The organism is Arthrobacter sp. NPDC058192 (assembly GCF_042883665.1).
Lineage (GTDB): Bacteria > Actinomycetota > Actinomycetes > Actinomycetales > Micrococcaceae > Arthrobacter.
Window position 1 is genome coordinate 1 of the sequence record NZ_JBHVVJ010000016.1, and the last position, 16,361, is coordinate 16,361.

Below are 16,361 nucleotides of genomic sequence, written 5' to 3' on the forward strand. Positions count from 1 at the left end.
CAAAACGCTCGGCTGGAAAACTCCAGCCGAGCGTCTGCGTGATTTACTACTAACCACCTAACCAACAGGTGTTGCAACGACCCCTAGAAACCGCCTGGCGTTCGGCGGGCCCACCCGTTTTTTGCGGAAGGATCTAGCGCGAACCGTAGTTCGGGGCTTCCACCGTCATCTGGATGTCGTGCGGGTGCGATTCCTTGAGCCCGGCCGCGGTGATGCGCACGAACTTGCCGCGCGCCTTCAGCTCGGCGACGGTCGGGGCGCCGGTGTAGAACATGGTCTGGCGGAGGCCGCCGACCAGCTGGTACGCCACAGAGGACAACGGGCCGCGGTAGGCGACGCGGCCTTCGATGCCTTCCGGGATGAGCTTGTCATCGCCGGAGACGTCGGCCTGGAAATAGCGGTCCTTGGAGTACGAGGTGTTCTTGCCGCGGGTTTGCATGGCACCGAGGGAGCCCATGCCGCGGTAGCTCTTGAACTGCTTGCCGTTGACGAAGATCAGCTCGCCCGGGGATTCGTCGCAGCCGGCCAGGAGGGAACCGAGCATCACGGTGTCGGCACCCGCCACGAGCGCCTTGCCGATGTCGCCCGAGTACTGCAGGCCGCCGTCGGCGATCAGCGGGACGCCGGCCGGGATGGCCGCCTTCGCCGACTCGTAGATGGCGGTGATCTGCGGGACGCCGACGCCGGCAACGACGCGGGTGGTGCAGATGGAGCCGGGGCCGACGCCGACCTTGATGCCGTCGGCACCGGCGTCGATCAGCGCCTGGGCACCTTCGCGGGTGGCGGCCTGGCCGCCGATGATGTCCACGTGTGCCGCGGCAGGCTCGGCCTTGAGCCGGCTGATCATTTCCAGGACGCCCTGGGAGTGGCCGTTCGCGGTGTCCACAAAGAGTGCGTCCACACCGGCGTCGATGAGCGTCATGGCCCGTTCCCAGCCGTCGCCGAAGAAGCCGATCGCCGCGCCGACGCGCAGGCGGCCTTCTTCGTCCTTGGTGGCGAGCGGGTACTGCTCGGCCTTGGTGAAGTCCTTGGTGGTGATCAGGCCCTTGAGCCGGCCCTGCTCGTCAACAAGGGGGAGCTTCTCGATCTTGTTCGTGGCCAGCTTGTGCGAGGCTTCCTCGCGGCTGATGCCGACGTGCCCGGTGACGAGCGGCATCTTGGTCATGACGTCGCTGACCAGCCGGAGCGGGAAGTCCGATTCCGGCACGAAGCGGGTGTCGCGGTTGGTGACGATGCCCAGCAGCCTGTTGCCCTCGTCCACGACCGGCAGGCCGGAGACGCGGTAGCGTGCGCAGATGCCGTCCAGTTCAGCGAGCGTGGCCTGGGGGCCGATGGTCAGGGGGTTGGTGATCATCCCGGATTCGCTGCGCTTGACCCGGTCCACCTGGTCGGCCTGGTCCTCGATGGAGAGATTCCGGTGCACGACGCCGAGGCCGCCCTGGCGCGCCATGGCAATGGCCATCCGGGACTCCGTGACGGTGTCCATGGCGGCGGACAGCAGCGGGGTCTGGACCGAAATGCGCTTGGAAATCCGGGAGGACGTGTCCGCTTCCGAGGGAATCACGTCGGTGTGGCCGGGCAGGAGCAGGACGTCGTCGTACGTCAGGCCGATGAAGCCAAAGGGGTCGTGTTCGGGCTGGGTCATGAGTGCGCCTCTTACCTTGGGTTACGGGGTTCAGGGGTAGGGGTTGCAGCTGATGACCAGCCCGTCATTACGGGTCTGGCCTGTGCAGAAGGTCATGCAGAAGGTGGTGCAGACGTGTTGAATAAATAGTAGAACCTCGGCGGCGATAGCCATATTCCGGGGAGGTAACCTGCCCGCGAATGTGAGCCATCCCATGCGGGCGCCGGACCCCCGGCCTATTTCCAGCCGGTGGTGGCGAGCAGCCGCTGTTCGAACATGGGGATCATGCTCTGCACGTAGGTCTTGGTCAGGTGGTTGTCGTCCTTGTAGACGTACACGTTGCCGACCACCGCCGGACAGGTTCCGTCGGCGCAGATGAAGTCACTCATGTCCATGAGGTGCAGCCCGGGCACCTTGCCGCGGTAGGCGTCCAGCGGAGAGGATCCCGCGAGCGACTCTTGTTTCGGCACGTTGCACTCGGCGGCGCCGGCCCCGTTCTTCTGGACGCACTCTGGCATGTTGATGTTGAAGCGCGGGTTGTCCCGGATGCCCACGACGTCCATGCCGGCGTCCGTGAAGGGTTTGATGCCCTCCAGGTACTGCGGCACTTCGGTCTCGTATGGGGCATCCTTATGCGTCAGCGACGCGACCGTGAAGACGGCGTCGGGCCGGTGGTCCAGCACGTACTGTGCGCTGGCCGCGTTGAACGCGTTGCAGTCCGCGTCCCGCTCCGGGGACTGCCCGCCGAAACGGCAGTTGCCTTTCAGGAGCGTGACAACTTCCCAGCCATGGCTCTTCGCAATCGGGCCGAGCGCGGCCATGTACTGCTGGGCGTGCGAGTCGCCGAGCACCACGATCCGCTTGGTGACTTTCTCCGGCTTGTTGTTCTGCAGGCAGCCCTGCAGCAGCGGGTCGCCGGGGACGTTCCCGTCCGTGCACAGCCCGTCAATGTCGGCCCACTCGTTCTTCATCGCCGCCGGTGCGGGGATGATTTTCGCCTCCGGGGTGGGTTTTCCCGCGTTTTCCGGCGCCAGGGCGGCAGCACCGGGGGTCAGTTCCTTCGGCTGGGACGCGGCCGCCGCCTCGTCGGTCGTGAGTTGGCCCTGCCACAGGGTGACCGGCCCCGCCAGCACTGCACCGCAGGTGGCAATCACGACGGCGGTGCGCCAGGCACGGCGCTTGGGCCAGCGCCATCCGCGCAACGGCATCTCCACGTAGCGTGTGGTGAGCACCGCCAAAGCGACCGACGCGGCGACGATGCACAGGCCCTGGACAAGGTTCGGCGCCGTGATGCCGGCCCCGGCGAGGGTCAGGACCAGCAGGGGCCAGTGCCAGAGATAGAGCGCGTACGAGTTGTCCCCCAGCGCCACCAGGGGCTTCCAGGTCAGGAGGCGGTCGACGCCGAACCGGCTACCGCTTTGCCCGGCACTGATGATGGCGGCGGCGGCCAGCGTGGGCCACAGCGCGATGAAGCCCGGGAATGAGCGGTCCACGGTCAGCAGCAGCCCGCAGGAAAGCATGGCGGCCAGCCCGGCCCAGCCCAGCACGACCCGCACCACCCTGCCGGCCTTCAGGTAGGGCAGGGCGAGGGCCAGGAGCGAGCCGAGGGCGAATTCCCAGAGCCGCGCGCCGGTATCGAAGTACGCGTGGGCCTGGTTGGTGGTGGTCTGCCCGATCGAGTAGGTCAGGGACACGGCGAAGATGGCACCAAAGGCCATTGCCAGCAGCGGCCGGCAGCGGAACAGCGCGTGGTCGTTCCCGGTCCAGCGGCTGAGCAGGCGGCTCAGGAGGGCGGTGCCGGCAAAGACAAGCGGCCAGAGCACGAACACCTGGCCCTGGATCGACAGGGACCAGAAGTGCTGCAGGGGGCTCGCGCCGGCATGGTCCTGGGCGTAGTAGTCCACGGCGCTGTCCGCCAGGAGCCAGTTTTGCCGGTACAGCAGGGACCCCCACGCCTGGTCAAGGACGTCCGGCCAGCGGCTTTGCGGCAGGATGGCCCAGGTGCCGGCGAGGACGCCGAGTACCACCACGACGACGGCGGGCAGCAGGCGCTTGAGCAGGTGCAGCCAGTGGTTCAGCAGCCGCAGCGGCGTGCCGCCCTCGATCTTCCGCGTGAAGCTGAGCGTCATCAGGAAAGCCGAAATAAGCAGGAAGACGTCCACGCCGCCGGAGACCCGCCCCAGCCACACGTGGTAGGTGACCACCATCAGCACGGCGAAGGCCCGCAGGCCCTGGACTTCCGGGCGGTAATTGGCTTTTCGGTTCGCCGGTGAACCTGCGTCCGCGCTGGTTTCCGCTCGAGGCGCGGTGAGTGCGGTTCGCTCGTTCGACACAAAAAACCCTTCCGGACCGCTGGCAAAACATCAATGTTATCGAAACGTGATTTCCTTGGCCAATCGCCGACGTCCCGGGCCGGGCGGGCGCGGCCGTGGTGCACGGCCCGCCCGGGCCACGCCCCGGCGCCCCGGCGCCCCGGCGGCTAGGCTGATAGGAGTCTGAGGAGGCGGCGAAGTGATCGTTCAGCTGCGCATTTGTGTCCCGGGTGAGTTGTCCGGTGTTGTGGTCGAAAATTGTGCCGGCGAGGTCGGCGTCGCGGAGGTCACCCTGGACAAGGGCGCCTCCGTCATGCCGCCCGGGGACGTTGTCCAGGTTTTGCTCGCCCGCGAATCCGTGGAACGACTCGTGGAGAAGCTCCACGCCCTCGATGTCCAGAAACGGGGATCAATAACGGTCAGCACGCCGGACCTGGTGCTCTCGGACCGTGCCGACCGGGCAGAGGCGAAGGCCCCCGGCCAGGGCGCGGACGCCGTGGTCTGGGACGAGGTGTCGCGGCAGAGCGGCGAGGATTCCCGGCTGACCTGGAGCTTCCTGACGTTCCTGGTCCTGGCCACCCAATTGGCGGCCATCGGCATCGTCACGGACTCGACGATCGCAATCGTCGGCGCCATGGCCGTCGGCCCCGAGTTCGGTCCGCTGGCCGCGCTGGCCGTTGCCCTGGTCCGGCGCCAGCGCCGGCTCGGACGCGACGCGGCGCTAGCTCTCGGCGTCGGCTTTCCCGTCGCGATGCTGGCGGCCGCCCTCGGCGCCTGGCTCTCCGTGCCGCTCGGGCTGTTTCCCCCGGACGTACTGGACCGCGGTTCGGCGGTCGACTTCATCTACCATCCCGGCCCGTATTCGCTGATTGTCGCTGTGCTCGCCGGAACGGCCGGAATGCTGTCGCTGATCAGCCGGCGCTCGGCCGCGCTGATCGGCGTGTTCATCTCGGTCACCACGGTGCCGGCGGCGGGGTTTGTGGCCGTGGCCCTGGTCCTGGGCGAGTACCAAAAAGCAGCCGGCTCGGCCCTGCAGCTTTTCCTGAACCTGGTCGGGATCGTCGTGGCCGCCGTCGGGGTGCTGTTGTTCTACCGGCTGGTGACCAAGCGGCTGCCGGCGGACGCCGCGCACCGGCTGCGGCGCAAAGCAGACCGCATGCAGCGCTGACAGGCGCCGCCGCGGTCACCGGGCAGAAAAGCCGCTGCGGTCACAGGGCAGAAAAAAGGGCGGCCCGGCAAATTGCCGGGCCGCCCCACACGGGCAGACCTTAGTGCTGGTGGCCTGCGTGCTCGTCTTCCTCGGCCGGCTTTTCGACCACGAGGGTTTCCGTGGTGAGGACCAGCGCGGCGATGGAGGCCGCGTTGCGCAGGGCAGCACGCGTGACCTTGACGGGGTCGATCACGCCGGCGGCGATCAGGTCTTCGTAGTCGCCGGACTTGGCGTTGAAGCCCTGGTTGACGGCGGACTCGGCCACCTTGGAAACCACCACATAGCCGTCGAAGCCGGCGTTCTGGGCGATCCAGCGCAGCGGCTGGGTCAAGGCCCGGCGCACGATGCCGACGGCGGCAGCCGCGTCACCTTCGAGCGCCTGGACAGCCGCGTCCTCGTCCAGCGCCTTCAGCGCGTGGATGAGGGCCGAGCCGCCGCCGGCGACGATGCCTTCTTCAAGGGCAGCGCGGGTCGAGGACACGGCGTCCTCGATGCGGTGCTTCTTTTCTTTCAGCTCAACCTCGGTGGCAGCGCCAACCTTGATGACGCCGATGCCGCCGGCCAGTTTGGCCAGGCGTTCCTGCAGCTTTTCCTTGTCCCAGTCGGAGTCGGTGCGGGTCAGCTCGGCGCGCAGCTGGGCAACGCGGGCGGCGACGTCCTCGGCCGAACCGGCGCCGTCGACGATCGTGGTGTTGTCCTTGGTGACCGTGATGCGGCGAGCGGTGCCGAGCACCTCAAGTCCCACGGTGTCCAGGCTCAGGCCCAGTTCCGGGGAGACAACCTGCGCGCCAGTGAGGGTCGCGATGTCCTGCAGCATGGCCTTCCGGCGGTCACCGAAGCCCGGCGCCTTGACGGCGACGACGTTCAGCGTACCGCGGATGCGGTTGACGATGAGCGTGGACAGCGCCTCGCCCTCGACGTCTTCGGCAATGATGAACAGCGGCTTGGAGCTCTGCAGCGCCTTTTCCAGCAGCGGCAGGAATTCCTGGACCGAGGAGATCTTGCCCTGGTTGATCAGGATCAGGGCGTCCTCGAGGACAGCTTCCTGGCGTTCTGCGTCGGTGACGAAGTACGGGGACAGGTAGCCCTTGTCGAACTGCATGCCCTCGGTGAGGACCAGTTCGGTCTGGGTGGTGGAGGATTCCTCGATGGTGATCACACCATCCTTGCCGACCTTGCCGAAGGCCTCGGCCAGGAGCTCGCCGACTTCCTCGCTCTGCGCGGAGATGGCAGCCACGTTGGCAACCTGCGTGCCTTCGACGGGGCGTGCGTTCTCCAGCAGGCGGGCGGCGACGGCCTCGACCGAGACCTCGATGCCGCGCTTGATCTCGCCCGGCGCGGCACCGGCCGCCACGTTGCGCAGGCCTTCCTTGACCAGGGCCTGGGCCAGGACGGTGGCGGTGGTGGTGCCGTCACCGGCGACATCGTTGGTCTTGGTGGCGACTTCCTTGGCAAGCTGCGCGCCAAGGTTCTCGTACGGGTCGTCCAGTTCGACTTCACGGGCGATGGTCACGCCGTCGTTGGTGATCGTGGGGGCGCCCCACTTCTTGTCCAGCACGACGTTGCGGCCGCGCGGGCCCAGCGTCACCTTGACGGTGTTGGCGAGCTTGTCGATGCCGGCTTCGAGCGACCGGCGGGCAGCGTCGTTAAACGCAAGCTGCTTTGCCATGGTTTTGTCCTTTCAAGACAGAACCCCGCGCAACTGATCCGTTCATGGCGAAGGGATCGGCTGCGCGGGGGTCCAAGAGAGTTACTTTACGACGATCGCCAGAACGTCGCGGGCGGAGAGCACGAGGTACTCGGTGCCGCCGGTCTTGACTTCGGTTCCACCGTACTTGGAGTAGATAACGACGTCGCCAACTGCAACGTCAACGGGAACGCGGTTGCCGTTGTCATCAAAGCGGCCGGGGCCGATCGCAACAACTTCGCCTTCCTGCGGCTTCTCCTGCGCGGAGTCCGGGATAACCAGGCCGGAAGCCGTGGTCTGCTCGGCTTCGAGCGGGCGGACAACAATACGATCCTCAAGAGGCTTAATAGAGACCGACACTCGGACCTCTCCTTTTCGTCAGCAAATTCGTGGACTATGAAGCGGTGATGCCATGGCGTGCAGACCGTCGTCGCGGTGCCGGCAGCATGCCTGGCGGAAGGTGCTTCATGTGTTAGCACCCTCCTAGGGAGAGTGCTAACGACGACTCTATGTAACCGGTTAGCACTCGGTCAAGGCGAGTGCCAGAAATTCCTTCCCGGTGGACAATGCCGGACCCAAAACCCGCGGGACATGTCCATTTCTGACGGCGGGCGTTGGACATATGGGTGCTCTGCTCAGGCCTGGCGCCCACCACTGGACATGTCCCGTTCAGCGTGTGCGCATGTCCAGGCCTGGCGCCCACCACTGGACATGTCCCGTTCAGCGTGTGCGCATGTCCAGGCCCGGCGCCCACCACTGGACATGTCCCGTCTTCACAGCGGGCGTAGGACATATCCGAACCAGATGTAGCCTTGGCGCGGACCCTGGGGGACATGTCCAGCCCTAACCACAGGCGTAGGACCTGTGAGTGTTATGTCCAGGCCTGGCGCTGGCAACCGGACATGTCCCGTGGCGCGTGCGAACATGTCCAACCTTCGGGCCCACCCCTGCACATGCCCAGGCCTGGCGCCGGCCACCGGACATGTCCCGTGGCGCGTGCGAACATGTCCAACCTTCGCGCCCACCCCTGCACATGTCCGGGTCTGGCGCGGACCAGTGGACATGTCCGGTGGAGCGGAGGGTGCGGCTACTCCCCGGCGAGGTCCTCGAAGTCCACGTCCTCGCCGCCCTCGTCCCGGCGCTTGCCCTCGTCATTCCGGTGCCTGTACAGCAGCCACCCCCCGGCGGCGGCCAGCAGGACGCCGACGATCAGGAAGATGACCCCGCCAAGCCGGGCCGTGGCATAGGTCTCGCGGATGGACCGCGCCTCGTCGGTGGCGTCCTGGACGCTCTTGCCGCCGACGGAATACACGGTGGCGTTGAACGAGTCGAGGAAGAAGATGATGACCAGCAGCGCGATGCTCACGACGGCGATCACGGCCCCTGCGATCAGTGCCGGCCGGGCATAGCGGGCCAGCCCCCGGGGGCTGCGGCGCTCCTGCCCGGCGCCCTCCTGCCCGGCGTCCTCCCGTCCGGCGTCGTTCCCTGACGTGCTGTCGCCTGTACCGCTGTCATCCATGCCGTCAAGCCTAGCCTCAGTGCACCGGTCACAGCCCGCCCCCGGCCCTGAACTACGCTGGATGGCATGACTGACGCACCGCAGGAACACATCGCCCCGATCCTCACCCCCGAGGGCTGGGAGCTGCTGGCGTCGCTGGGCCCTTACCGCGAGGACGACGCCTTCCGCCTCACCGCGGAGCTGCGCAAGGCCGGCCACTCCCCCGAACTGGTTTCGGCGGTACTCACCCAGTCCCGGCTGCGGACCAAGGCCGAAGCCAAGTTCGGCGAGTTCGCCCGGCAGATGATCTTTACCCAGGCCGGCCTGGAGCAGGCCACCCGGCTCACGGTGGCGGCCCGGCACGCGCAGCGGTTCGTGGAGGCGGGGGTCGGCCATGTCGCGGACCTCGGCTGCGGGCTCGGCGCGGACGCGATGGCCCTGGCGTCCATGGACCTGACGGTCACGGCGGTGGAAATGGATGAGACCACGGCCGCCTGCGCCACGATGAACCTGATCCCGTTCCGCAATGCCACCGTGGTCCACTCGGATGCCACCTCGGTTTCGCTCGAGGGCGTCGACGGCGTCTGGCTGGACCCGGCCCGGCGCACCACCTCGACGTCGGGGACCAAGCGGATCTGGGATCCGGAGGACTTCTCCCCGCCGCTGTCCTTCGCGGAGGCACTCGCCGCTTCCGGGCGCGCCGTCGGGGTGAAGATGGGGCCGGGCATGCCGCACGCTTCCGTCCCGGCCGGCTGCGAGGCGCAGTGGGTGTCCGTGGCCGGCGACGTGACCGAGGTGGCCCTGTGGTTCAACGCGGTGCGGCGGCCCGGGGTGCGACGCGCCGCCCTGGTGCTCGGGGCCCTCGGGGCGGCCGAGCTCACCAGCGGCGAGGACTTCGACGGCGGCCCGGCGGCGGCCCTGGGTCCGGTGGCCGGGTACCTGTACGAGCCCGACGGCGCCGTCATCCGGGCCCACCTGGTGGCCGACGTCGCCCTCCAGCTGGGCGGGCATCTCGTGGACGAGCACATCGCCTACATCTGCGCGCCGGAGCTGCACGACACGCCGTTCGCCAGGGCCTACAAAGTCCTGGAAGTGATGCCGTTCAACGTCAAGGCGCTCAAATCCTGGGTCAAGGACCAAGGGATTGGCGTCCTGGAGATCAAGAAGCGCGGCATGGCGGTCACCCCGGACGAGCTGCGCAAGCAACTCCTGCCCGGCGGGAAACCGGCAGGCACCAAGGGCAAGGGCAAAAAATCAGCCACCCTGGTCCTCACCAGGATCGGCGAGGACCGGGTGGCCATCTCGGTGGAGCCCATCCAGCCCGGCTGACACCGGCCCCTCCTATTGGGCCCGCATGAACTCCTCGGCGGCCCGGACCTGGCCGTCGGTCGGCCGGATCCCGGTGTAGAGCACGAACTGTTCGAGGGCCTGGATGGTGGCCACCTCGGCGCCGGTGATCACCGTCTTGCCGGCCGCGCGGCCGGCTTTGATCAGCGGCGTCTCGGCCGGGAGGGCGACGACGTCGAACACCACCGCCGCCGCGTCGATGGCCTCCTGCGGGAAGGACAACGCCTCGGCCTCCGGGCCGCCGGCCATGCCGACGGGGGTGACGTTGATCAGCATGTCTGCTGTTTGCGAGCCCAGCTCCGCGCGCCACGCGAACCCGTACAGATCGGCCAGTCCGCGCCCGTTGGCCTCGTTGCGGGCCACGACGGTCACGTCCTTGAACCCGGCATCGCGCAGGGCGGCCACCGTGGCCTTCGCCATGCCGCCGGAGCCCCGGACCAGCACCGAGGAGTCGGTCGGGACGGCGTTGCGCTGCAGCAGCTGCTCGATCGCCGTGTAGTCGGTGTTGTAGGCCGTCAGCCGGCCGCCGTCGTTGACGATGGTGTTCACCGAATCGATGGCCTTGGCCGACGGGTCCATCACGTCCACCAGGGCGATCACGTCCTCCTTGTAGGGCATGGAGACCGCGCAGCCGCGGATGCCGAGGCCACGCACCCCGGCAATCGCCTGCGCCAGGTCGGTGGGAGCAAACGCCTTGTAGATCCAGTTAAGGTCCAGCTGTTCGTACAGGTGGTTGTGGAAGCGGGTCCCGTTGTTGCTCGGCCGGGCCGAGAGCGAGATGCACAGGGTCATGTCTTTGTTCAGAATCGGCACAGCTCCATTAAACGCCAGGTCTGCCCCGGTCCCCCGCAACCCGCCCGGTCCCCCGTAGCCCGGCCGGGGCCGCCGGGGATTGCGCCGGCATGACGCGGGCCCCTGGCGTCCGCGGTGTGAACACACTCACGCCTCAGCCGTAACTTTGGCGCCGTTCGGCAGCTACCCCTGCACTAGACTTGGACCACCCGTTGCCCCGTCGGCCGTCCGGCCGGCGCGCCTTGGTGCGGAATGGCACCTGTCACCGCCGGCGGCAGGTCCAGGAGCACGCCCGGCGTGTTACCGGCGCATCCGGCACCACGACGACGGCCACGGACAGCAGAACAGTGAAGGGACCACATGAAGATCGAGTTCGCTTCATCCAGGCAGTCGACTCTTGGTGTGGAATGGGAACTGGCGCTCGTCGACGCTGAGACCGGCGAGCTCGCCTCCGTGGCGAACCAGGTGCTCCGCGGCGTCGCTGCCCGGCATCCCGAACTCAATGAGGACGACGAGCACCCGCACATCAAGCAGGAACTGCTCCTGAACACCGTGGAACTCGTCACCGGCGTCTGCACCACTGTGGCGGAGGCGAAGGCGGACCTGAGCAGTTCGCTCGCTGCGGTCCGCGAGGTCACCGATTCCATGGGCGTGGAGGTTTTTTGCGCCGGGAGCCACCCCTTCAGCCCGCCCCAGCTGCAACCGGTCACGGACAAGGAGCGCTACGCCAAGCTCATCGACCGGACCCAGTGGTGGGGCCGGCAGATGGTCATCTACGGCGTCCACGTTCACGTCGGACTCGACAACCGGGACAAGGTCCTTCCGGTGCTGGACGGGCTGGTCAATTACTTCCCGCACTTCCAGGCGCTTTCGGCGTCCAGCCCGTTCTGGGGCGGAGAAGACACCGGCTATGCCTCGCAGCGCGCCCTCATGTTCCAGCAGCTGCCCACCGCCGGCCTGCCGTTCCAGTTCGACAGCTGGGAGAACTACGAGTCCTATGTGCAGGACATGTTCACCACGGGCGTGATCGACACCCTCTCCGAGATCCGGTGGGACATCCGTCCCGTTCCGGCCCTCGGCACCATCGAGATGCGCATCTGCGACGGCCTGGCGACGCTGGAGGAGGTCGGAGCCATCGCCGCCCTGACCCAGTGCCTGGTTGACGAATTTTCCGCCACCCTGGACAGCGGCGGCACCATTCCGACCATGCCGCCGTGGCACGTCCAGGAAAACAAATGGCGTGCGGCCCGGTACGGCCTGGACGCGATCATCATTCTCGACGCCGAAGGCAATGAGCAGCTCGTCACCGACCACCTGCGCGAGACGCTGAAGCGGCTGGAACCCGTCGCGGCGAAGCTCGGCTGCAGCGCCGAACTTGCCGACGTCGAGAAGATCATCCAGCGCGGCGCGGGCTGCCAGCGGCAGCGCCGGGTTGCCGCCGAGCACGGCGGAGACCTGCGCGCCGTCGTCCTTGACCTGGTCAAGCAGATGCGGCAGGGGCCGGCAGCCTAGTTCCGGAACGCCCTGGCGGTTGGGGAGCGGCTGTTCAGGCGGACACAGTCGTGACCGGCATCGAGGAGTCGGGGGCGAACCCGATCCCGCTGGGCTCCACCCCGGCCATCACCAGCTGCGCCCCCAGGGCCGCCACCATGGCGCCGTTGTCCGTGCACAGCGACAGCGGCGGCACCGTCAGCCGGATCCCGGCGGCGCTGCAGCGCTGTTCGGTGAGCTGGCGCAGCCGCGAGTTGGCTGCGACGCCGCCGCCCAGGAGGACCTCCGTGATGCCGTTTTCGCGGCAGGCCAGCACCGCCTTGGCCGTGATCACATCCACCACCGCCTCCTGGAAGGCTGCCGCGATGTCCGCGACGGGAACGTCCTCGCCGCGGGCCTCGAACTGTTCCACGCAGCGGGCGACGGCGGTCTTGAGCCCGCTGAAGGACCAGTCGTAGCGGTGCGGCCCGGGTTCTTCGGCGGTGCCCATGTACTTCGGCTGGGTCAGGCCGCGCGGGAACCGGATGGCTTTGGCGTTGCCGGTGCGCGCGAGCTTGTCGATGGCCGGGCCGCCCGGATAGCCCAGGCCCAGGAGCCTGGCCACCTTGTCGTACGCTTCGCCGGCGGCGTCGTCGATCGTGGAGCCGAGCAGTTCGACGTCGTCGGTGATGCTGCGGATCCGCAGGATCTCGGTGTGACCGCCGGACACCAGGAGCGCGCCCATGTTCTCCGGCAGCGTTTCCGGCCCGGTTCCGGGGCGGGTGCCGCCGGACGGCGCCGCCGCGCCGGTGCCCTGCTGGAGGAGCCCGACGCCGACGTGGGCGACCAGGTGGTTGACCGCGTAGAGCGGCTTGCCGGTGGCGACGGCGAGCGCCTTGGCCGCGCAGACCCCCACCATGAGGGCTCCGGCAAGGCCGGGGCCGGACGTGACGGCGATCGCGTCAATGTCCGCGAGCGATACGTCCGCCTCCGCGAGGGCCTCGTGCAGGGTGGGGACGAAGGCGTCGAGGTGGGCGCGGGAGGCGATCTCGGGAATGACCCCGCCGAAGCGGACGTGTTCGTCCATGGAGGAGGACACGGTGTTTGTCAGCAGGGCGGTGCCCCGGACAATGCCGACGCCGGTCTCGTCGCAGGAGGATTCGATGCCGAGCACGAGCGGCTGGGTGCGGTTCATGGTCGGCCTGCTTCCTTGGGCTGGGGGCTGAGCGGCTCGCGGGGCAGCTGGAGCCGCATGATCAGGGCGTCGACGCCGTCGCGGTAGTAGCGGGGCCGGATGTGGATCTGTTCGAAGCCGAAGCGCCGGTAGAGCTGCTGGGCCCGGGGGTTGTCCGCCCTGACTTCCAGCAGCACGTCGTGGGCGCCGCGGCGCCGGCTTTCCAGGATCAGCTCGGCCAGCAGGGCCGAGCCGATGCCCTTGCCCTCCTGTTCGGGGACGACGGCGATGGTCTGGACGTCCGAGATCGGCTCGATGCACATCAGCCCGGCATAGCCGACGACGCCGCCGTGCAGTTCCGCCACGAGGTAGCGGCGGGTACCGGTCTGCGCGAGCTCGTCATGGAACATCTGCAGCGGCCAGGCATCCACCGGGAACAGCCGGCGTTCCAGCTCGTGGACGGCCGGGATGTCAGCGGTGTCCATGTCCCGCAGGGTGACGCCGCCGGGGAGCCGGCGCGGCGTGGCGTGCCCGGCGCTCACAGGGCGCGCTTCCGGGGTCCGGGCACCTGGGCGTCCGACTCGCGCAGGTACAGCGGCGTGGAGTCCAGCAGTTGCTCCCCCGCCTCGAGCCGGGCGAGGGCGAACTGGCCCAGGGAGAGGGCCTCGGGCTGCCGGGTGCTGAATTCGGCGACGGCCTTGACGACGTCGGAGTAGATCCCGGCTCCGGCGCCGTAGACGGGCAGGTCCGGCAGGTCCGCGGCGAACCCCACATGCGGGCCGTCGGCCAGATGCGGCAGCTGGGCATCGGAGAAGGTATACCGGGCCCAGTAGACCTCTTTGCGGCGCGCGTCCGTGGCGACAATGAACTCCGCGGCCGAGTCGGTGGATTCGGCCACTTCCAGGGCGATCGCGTCCAGGCTCATGACGCCGTACAGCGGCTTGTCCCAGACGAAGGCGAGGGTGCGGGCGGTCACGATCCCGGAGCGCAGTCCCGTGAACGGTCCGGGACCGACGCCGGTGACAATTGCGTCGACGTCGGGCCCGCTCACGCCGGCCTCGGCCAGCAGGGCATCGATCCCCGGGGCCAGGACCTCCGCGTGCGTGCGCGTGTCCGCTGTGGCAAAGCTGGCCAGCACGGATTCCGGGGTGTCGTCGGAGACCAGCGCGGCGCTGGCGACGGCGGAGGTGTCGATGGCGAGGATCAGCATCAGGAGTTCCGTTCCGGGGTCTCGGGTGTGGTCGCCGGACGGGGTTCACTGCCGGAAATGGTACCGGCAGCCAGGGCTGCGGGCGGCTCGGCCCAGCGCAGGCCGAAGCCGCGGATCACCACCGTGCGCGGCTCGTCGTCGTCGTCCGTGTCGAAATCCAGCACGCTGGAGGTGGCAGCGGGATCGACGGCGTGGCCGTGATCGCTGCCGTGACCACCGGGGGTGGGGCCGGCGGGCACGCCGGCGGCGCCTCCCCGGCTGCGGTGCAGCTCGACCTCCAGCCGGCTTTCGCTCAGGTGTTCGACCCGGCCACGGCCCCACTCGACCACCGTCACGGCACTGTCCATGGTGTTTTCCAGATCGATGTCATCAATTTCGGCGGCCGACTCCAAGCGGTAGGCGTCCACGTGCACCAGGTCAGGTCCGCCCGGGCGGGGTCCGTCCGCTTGGTTGGGATGGATGCGCACCAGGACGAACGTCGGAGATATGATGCCGGGCCGGACACCCATTCCCTCGCCCAACCCCTGCGTGAAGGTGGTCTTGCCGGCGCCCAGTTCGCCGGTAAGGACCAGCAGGTCGCCGGTCTCCACGACGGCGCCCAGCGCGGCCGCGAGCGCATGCGTCTGGGCCGCGGTCAGGACCTGAATGCTCCGCTCCCACACCGGGCCGTTCACGGGCGCGTCCCCGGGCCCGTTCACGGGCGCTCTTCGCTGGCGGCGGGCTCTTCGTTAAGGTAGCGGCGCGGCACGCGGGGGCTGATCCGGGTGACGATCTCGTAGTTGTTGGTGCGGGCGGCCCGGGCCCAGTCGTCAGCCGTGGGTCCGCCGTCGGCGCCGTCGCCGAACAGCACCGCCTCGGCCCCAAGGACGCTGTGACCTCCGGCCCCCACGTGGCGGGGACCGAGGTCGATGACCATCTGGTCCATCGCGATGCGCCCCACCACCGGATAGTTCACGCCCTCGACGCGGACCGGGCCGCCGGTGGCGATGCGCGGCACGCCGTCGGCATAGCCTAGCGGGATGAGCCCGAGGGTGCTGACCCCCTCGGTGTGGTAGTTCAGCCCGTAGGAAACACCCTGCCCGGCTGGCACGTCCTTGCAGTGCGAAACCACGGTACGGACCGTCATGGCCGGGCGCAGCCCGAGCTCGGACGGGCTTTGCCGTTCGAAGGGCGAGAGCCCGTAGAGGCCCAGCCCCACGCGGACCAGGTCAAAATGCGTATCCGGCCTGGAGAGGGTGGCCGGGGTGTTGGCCAGGTGGCGGACCTCCGGGTCCACCCCGGCGTCCTGCGCGACGGCGAGGACCTGGCGGAACACGGCAAGCTGCTCGTCCGTTTCGGGCCGTTCGGGCTCGTCGGCCACCGCGAGGTGGGAGAAGATCCCCACCACCCGCAGCAGGCCCTGGTCCTGGTATTCCATGGCTTCACCCACCAGGCTGTCCCAGGCGTCAAGGGTGGCGCCGTTGCGGCCAAGCCCGGTGTCGACCTTCAGGTGGATGCGGGCGGGCCGTTCCTGCTCACGGGCCGCGGCAACAATCCGGTCCAGTTCCCAGCCCGAGCAGCCGATGTCGATTCCGGCGGCCACAGCGGCGGCGAAGTTGCTGTCCGGAGTGTGCAGCCACGCCAGCAGCGGCGCCTCGATCCCGGCGGCGCGCAGGCCCAGGGCCTCGGAAATGTGGGCGACGCCCAGCCAGCTGGCTCCGGCACCGAGTGCCGCCCGGGCCACCTGGGTTGCACCGTGCCCGTAGGCATCGGCCTTGACCACGGCCATGATCTTGGCCGGTGAGGCCACCGCCGCGATATGGCGGACGTTGTGCCGGATGGCGTCGAGGTCGATCAATGCCGAGCGCTCCTCCTCGCGGACCGGCGCTGCCGACGAACCGGGGGGAAGATTGCCTGTCGATACTTGGTAAGTCACCTAACGATTCTAGGCGCGGTGCCGCGGGCCGAATAATCCGCATGCCCGGCCCACCACCGGACATGCCCTCCCTTCGGGCCGGGACATGCCCAGTGCTCACGCCGAAAAACGGGCACAACGGG

14 protein-coding genes are annotated in these 16,361 nt (G+C 68.5%); 3 read left to right on the plus strand and 11 right to left on the minus strand.

The genetic code is table 11. The annotated features are described in order from the left end of the window. Window positions 1-133: 133 nt before the first annotated feature. Together guaB and ACFVVK_RS15765 are read right to left on the minus strand one after the other, a co-directional pair. Window positions 134-1,645 (minus strand): IMP dehydrogenase, encoded by a 1,512-nt coding sequence (gene guaB, locus ACFVVK_RS15760; RefSeq protein ID WP_390268835.1) that lies wholly within the window; start codon window positions 1,643-1,645, stop codon window positions 134-136. 215 nt (window positions 1,646-1,860) lie between these two features. Next, window positions 1,861-3,957 (minus strand): acyltransferase family protein, encoded by a 2,097-nt coding sequence (locus ACFVVK_RS15765; RefSeq protein ID WP_390268838.1) that lies wholly within the window; start codon window positions 3,955-3,957, stop codon window positions 1,861-1,863. A gap of 178 nt (window positions 3,958-4,135) precedes the next feature. On the opposite strand from ACFVVK_RS15765, the gene ACFVVK_RS15770 reads away from it, so the two are divergent. Continuing rightward, window positions 4,136-5,104, plus strand: a complete 969-nt coding sequence (locus tag ACFVVK_RS15770) for a DUF389 domain-containing protein (protein ID WP_390268841.1) — start codon at window positions 4,136-4,138, stop codon at window positions 5,102-5,104. 100 nt (window positions 5,105-5,204) lie between these two features. Here the strand turns inward: ACFVVK_RS15770 and groL are convergent, their stop codons facing one another. From groL to ACFVVK_RS15785, 3 genes are all read right to left on the minus strand, one after another. Further along, window positions 5,205-6,815 carry a chaperonin GroEL gene (groL, locus tag ACFVVK_RS15775; protein WP_390268844.1) on the minus strand — a complete coding sequence of 537 codons (1,611 nt, stop codon included), beginning with the start codon at window positions 6,813-6,815 and terminating at the stop codon, window positions 5,205-5,207. A gap of 81 nt (window positions 6,816-6,896) precedes the next feature. After that, window positions 6,897-7,193, minus strand: coding sequence for a co-chaperone GroES (gene groES / locus ACFVVK_RS15780; RefSeq protein ID WP_390268847.1), 297 nt, complete (start codon window positions 7,191-7,193; stop codon window positions 6,897-6,899). Window positions 7,194-7,920: 727 nt separating this feature from the next. After that, window positions 7,921-8,352 carry a hypothetical protein gene (locus ACFVVK_RS15785; RefSeq protein ID WP_390268849.1) on the minus strand — a complete coding sequence of 144 codons (432 nt, stop codon included), beginning with the start codon at window positions 8,350-8,352 and terminating at the stop codon, window positions 7,921-7,923. 66 nt (window positions 8,353-8,418) lie between these two features. Here ACFVVK_RS15785 and ACFVVK_RS15790 point away from each other — a divergent pair, with 66 nt between their 5' ends. After that, window positions 8,419-9,660, plus strand: a complete 1,242-nt coding sequence (locus ACFVVK_RS15790) for an SAM-dependent methyltransferase (protein WP_390268851.1) — start codon at window positions 8,419-8,421, stop codon at window positions 9,658-9,660. 12 nt (window positions 9,661-9,672) lie between these two features. Here the strand turns inward: ACFVVK_RS15790 and ACFVVK_RS15795 are convergent, their stop codons facing one another. Further along, a complete protein-coding gene (locus tag ACFVVK_RS15795; RefSeq protein WP_390268853.1) occupies window positions 9,673-10,491 on the minus strand; it encodes a shikimate 5-dehydrogenase in 819 nt (272 codons plus the stop codon). A gap of 339 nt (window positions 10,492-10,830) precedes the next feature. Here ACFVVK_RS15795 and ACFVVK_RS15800 point away from each other — a divergent pair, with 339 nt between their 5' ends. Then, window positions 10,831-11,982: a glutamate--cysteine ligase gene (locus ACFVVK_RS15800; RefSeq protein WP_390268855.1), complete on the plus strand. Its 1,152-nt coding sequence runs from the start codon at window positions 10,831-10,833 to the stop codon at window positions 11,980-11,982. Window positions 11,983-12,016: 34 nt separating this feature from the next. Here ACFVVK_RS15800 and tsaD read toward each other — a convergent pair whose 3' ends face one another. Genes tsaD through alr form a run of 5 tightly spaced genes read right to left on the minus strand, consistent with a single transcriptional unit; the run spans window position 12,017 to window position 16,239 of the window. Next, window positions 12,017-13,135 carry a tRNA (adenosine(37)-N6)-threonylcarbamoyltransferase complex transferase subunit TsaD gene (tsaD, locus tag ACFVVK_RS15805; protein WP_390268858.1) on the minus strand — a complete coding sequence of 373 codons (1,119 nt, stop codon included), beginning with the start codon at window positions 13,133-13,135 and terminating at the stop codon, window positions 12,017-12,019. Then, entirely contained in the window at window positions 13,132-13,599 is a 468-nt protein-coding gene (gene rimI, locus ACFVVK_RS15810; protein WP_390269123.1) for a ribosomal protein S18-alanine N-acetyltransferase, read from the minus strand. The genes tsaD and rimI overlap by 4 nt, the downstream gene beginning before the upstream one ends. Window positions 13,600-13,652: 53 nt before the next feature. Then, entirely contained in the window at window positions 13,653-14,324 is a 672-nt protein-coding gene (tsaB, locus tag ACFVVK_RS15815) for a tRNA (adenosine(37)-N6)-threonylcarbamoyltransferase complex dimerization subunit type 1 TsaB (protein ID WP_390268861.1), read from the minus strand. Beyond that, window positions 14,324-14,998, minus strand: coding sequence for a tRNA (adenosine(37)-N6)-threonylcarbamoyltransferase complex ATPase subunit type 1 TsaE (gene tsaE / locus ACFVVK_RS15820; protein ID WP_390269125.1), 675 nt, complete (start codon window positions 14,996-14,998; stop codon window positions 14,324-14,326). The genes tsaB and tsaE overlap by 1 nt, the downstream gene beginning before the upstream one ends. A gap of 20 nt (window positions 14,999-15,018) precedes the next feature. Then, a complete protein-coding gene (alr, locus tag ACFVVK_RS15825) occupies window positions 15,019-16,239 on the minus strand; it encodes an alanine racemase (protein WP_390268864.1) in 1,221 nt (406 codons plus the stop codon). Between the last annotated feature and the right edge of the window lie 122 nt (window positions 16,240-16,361).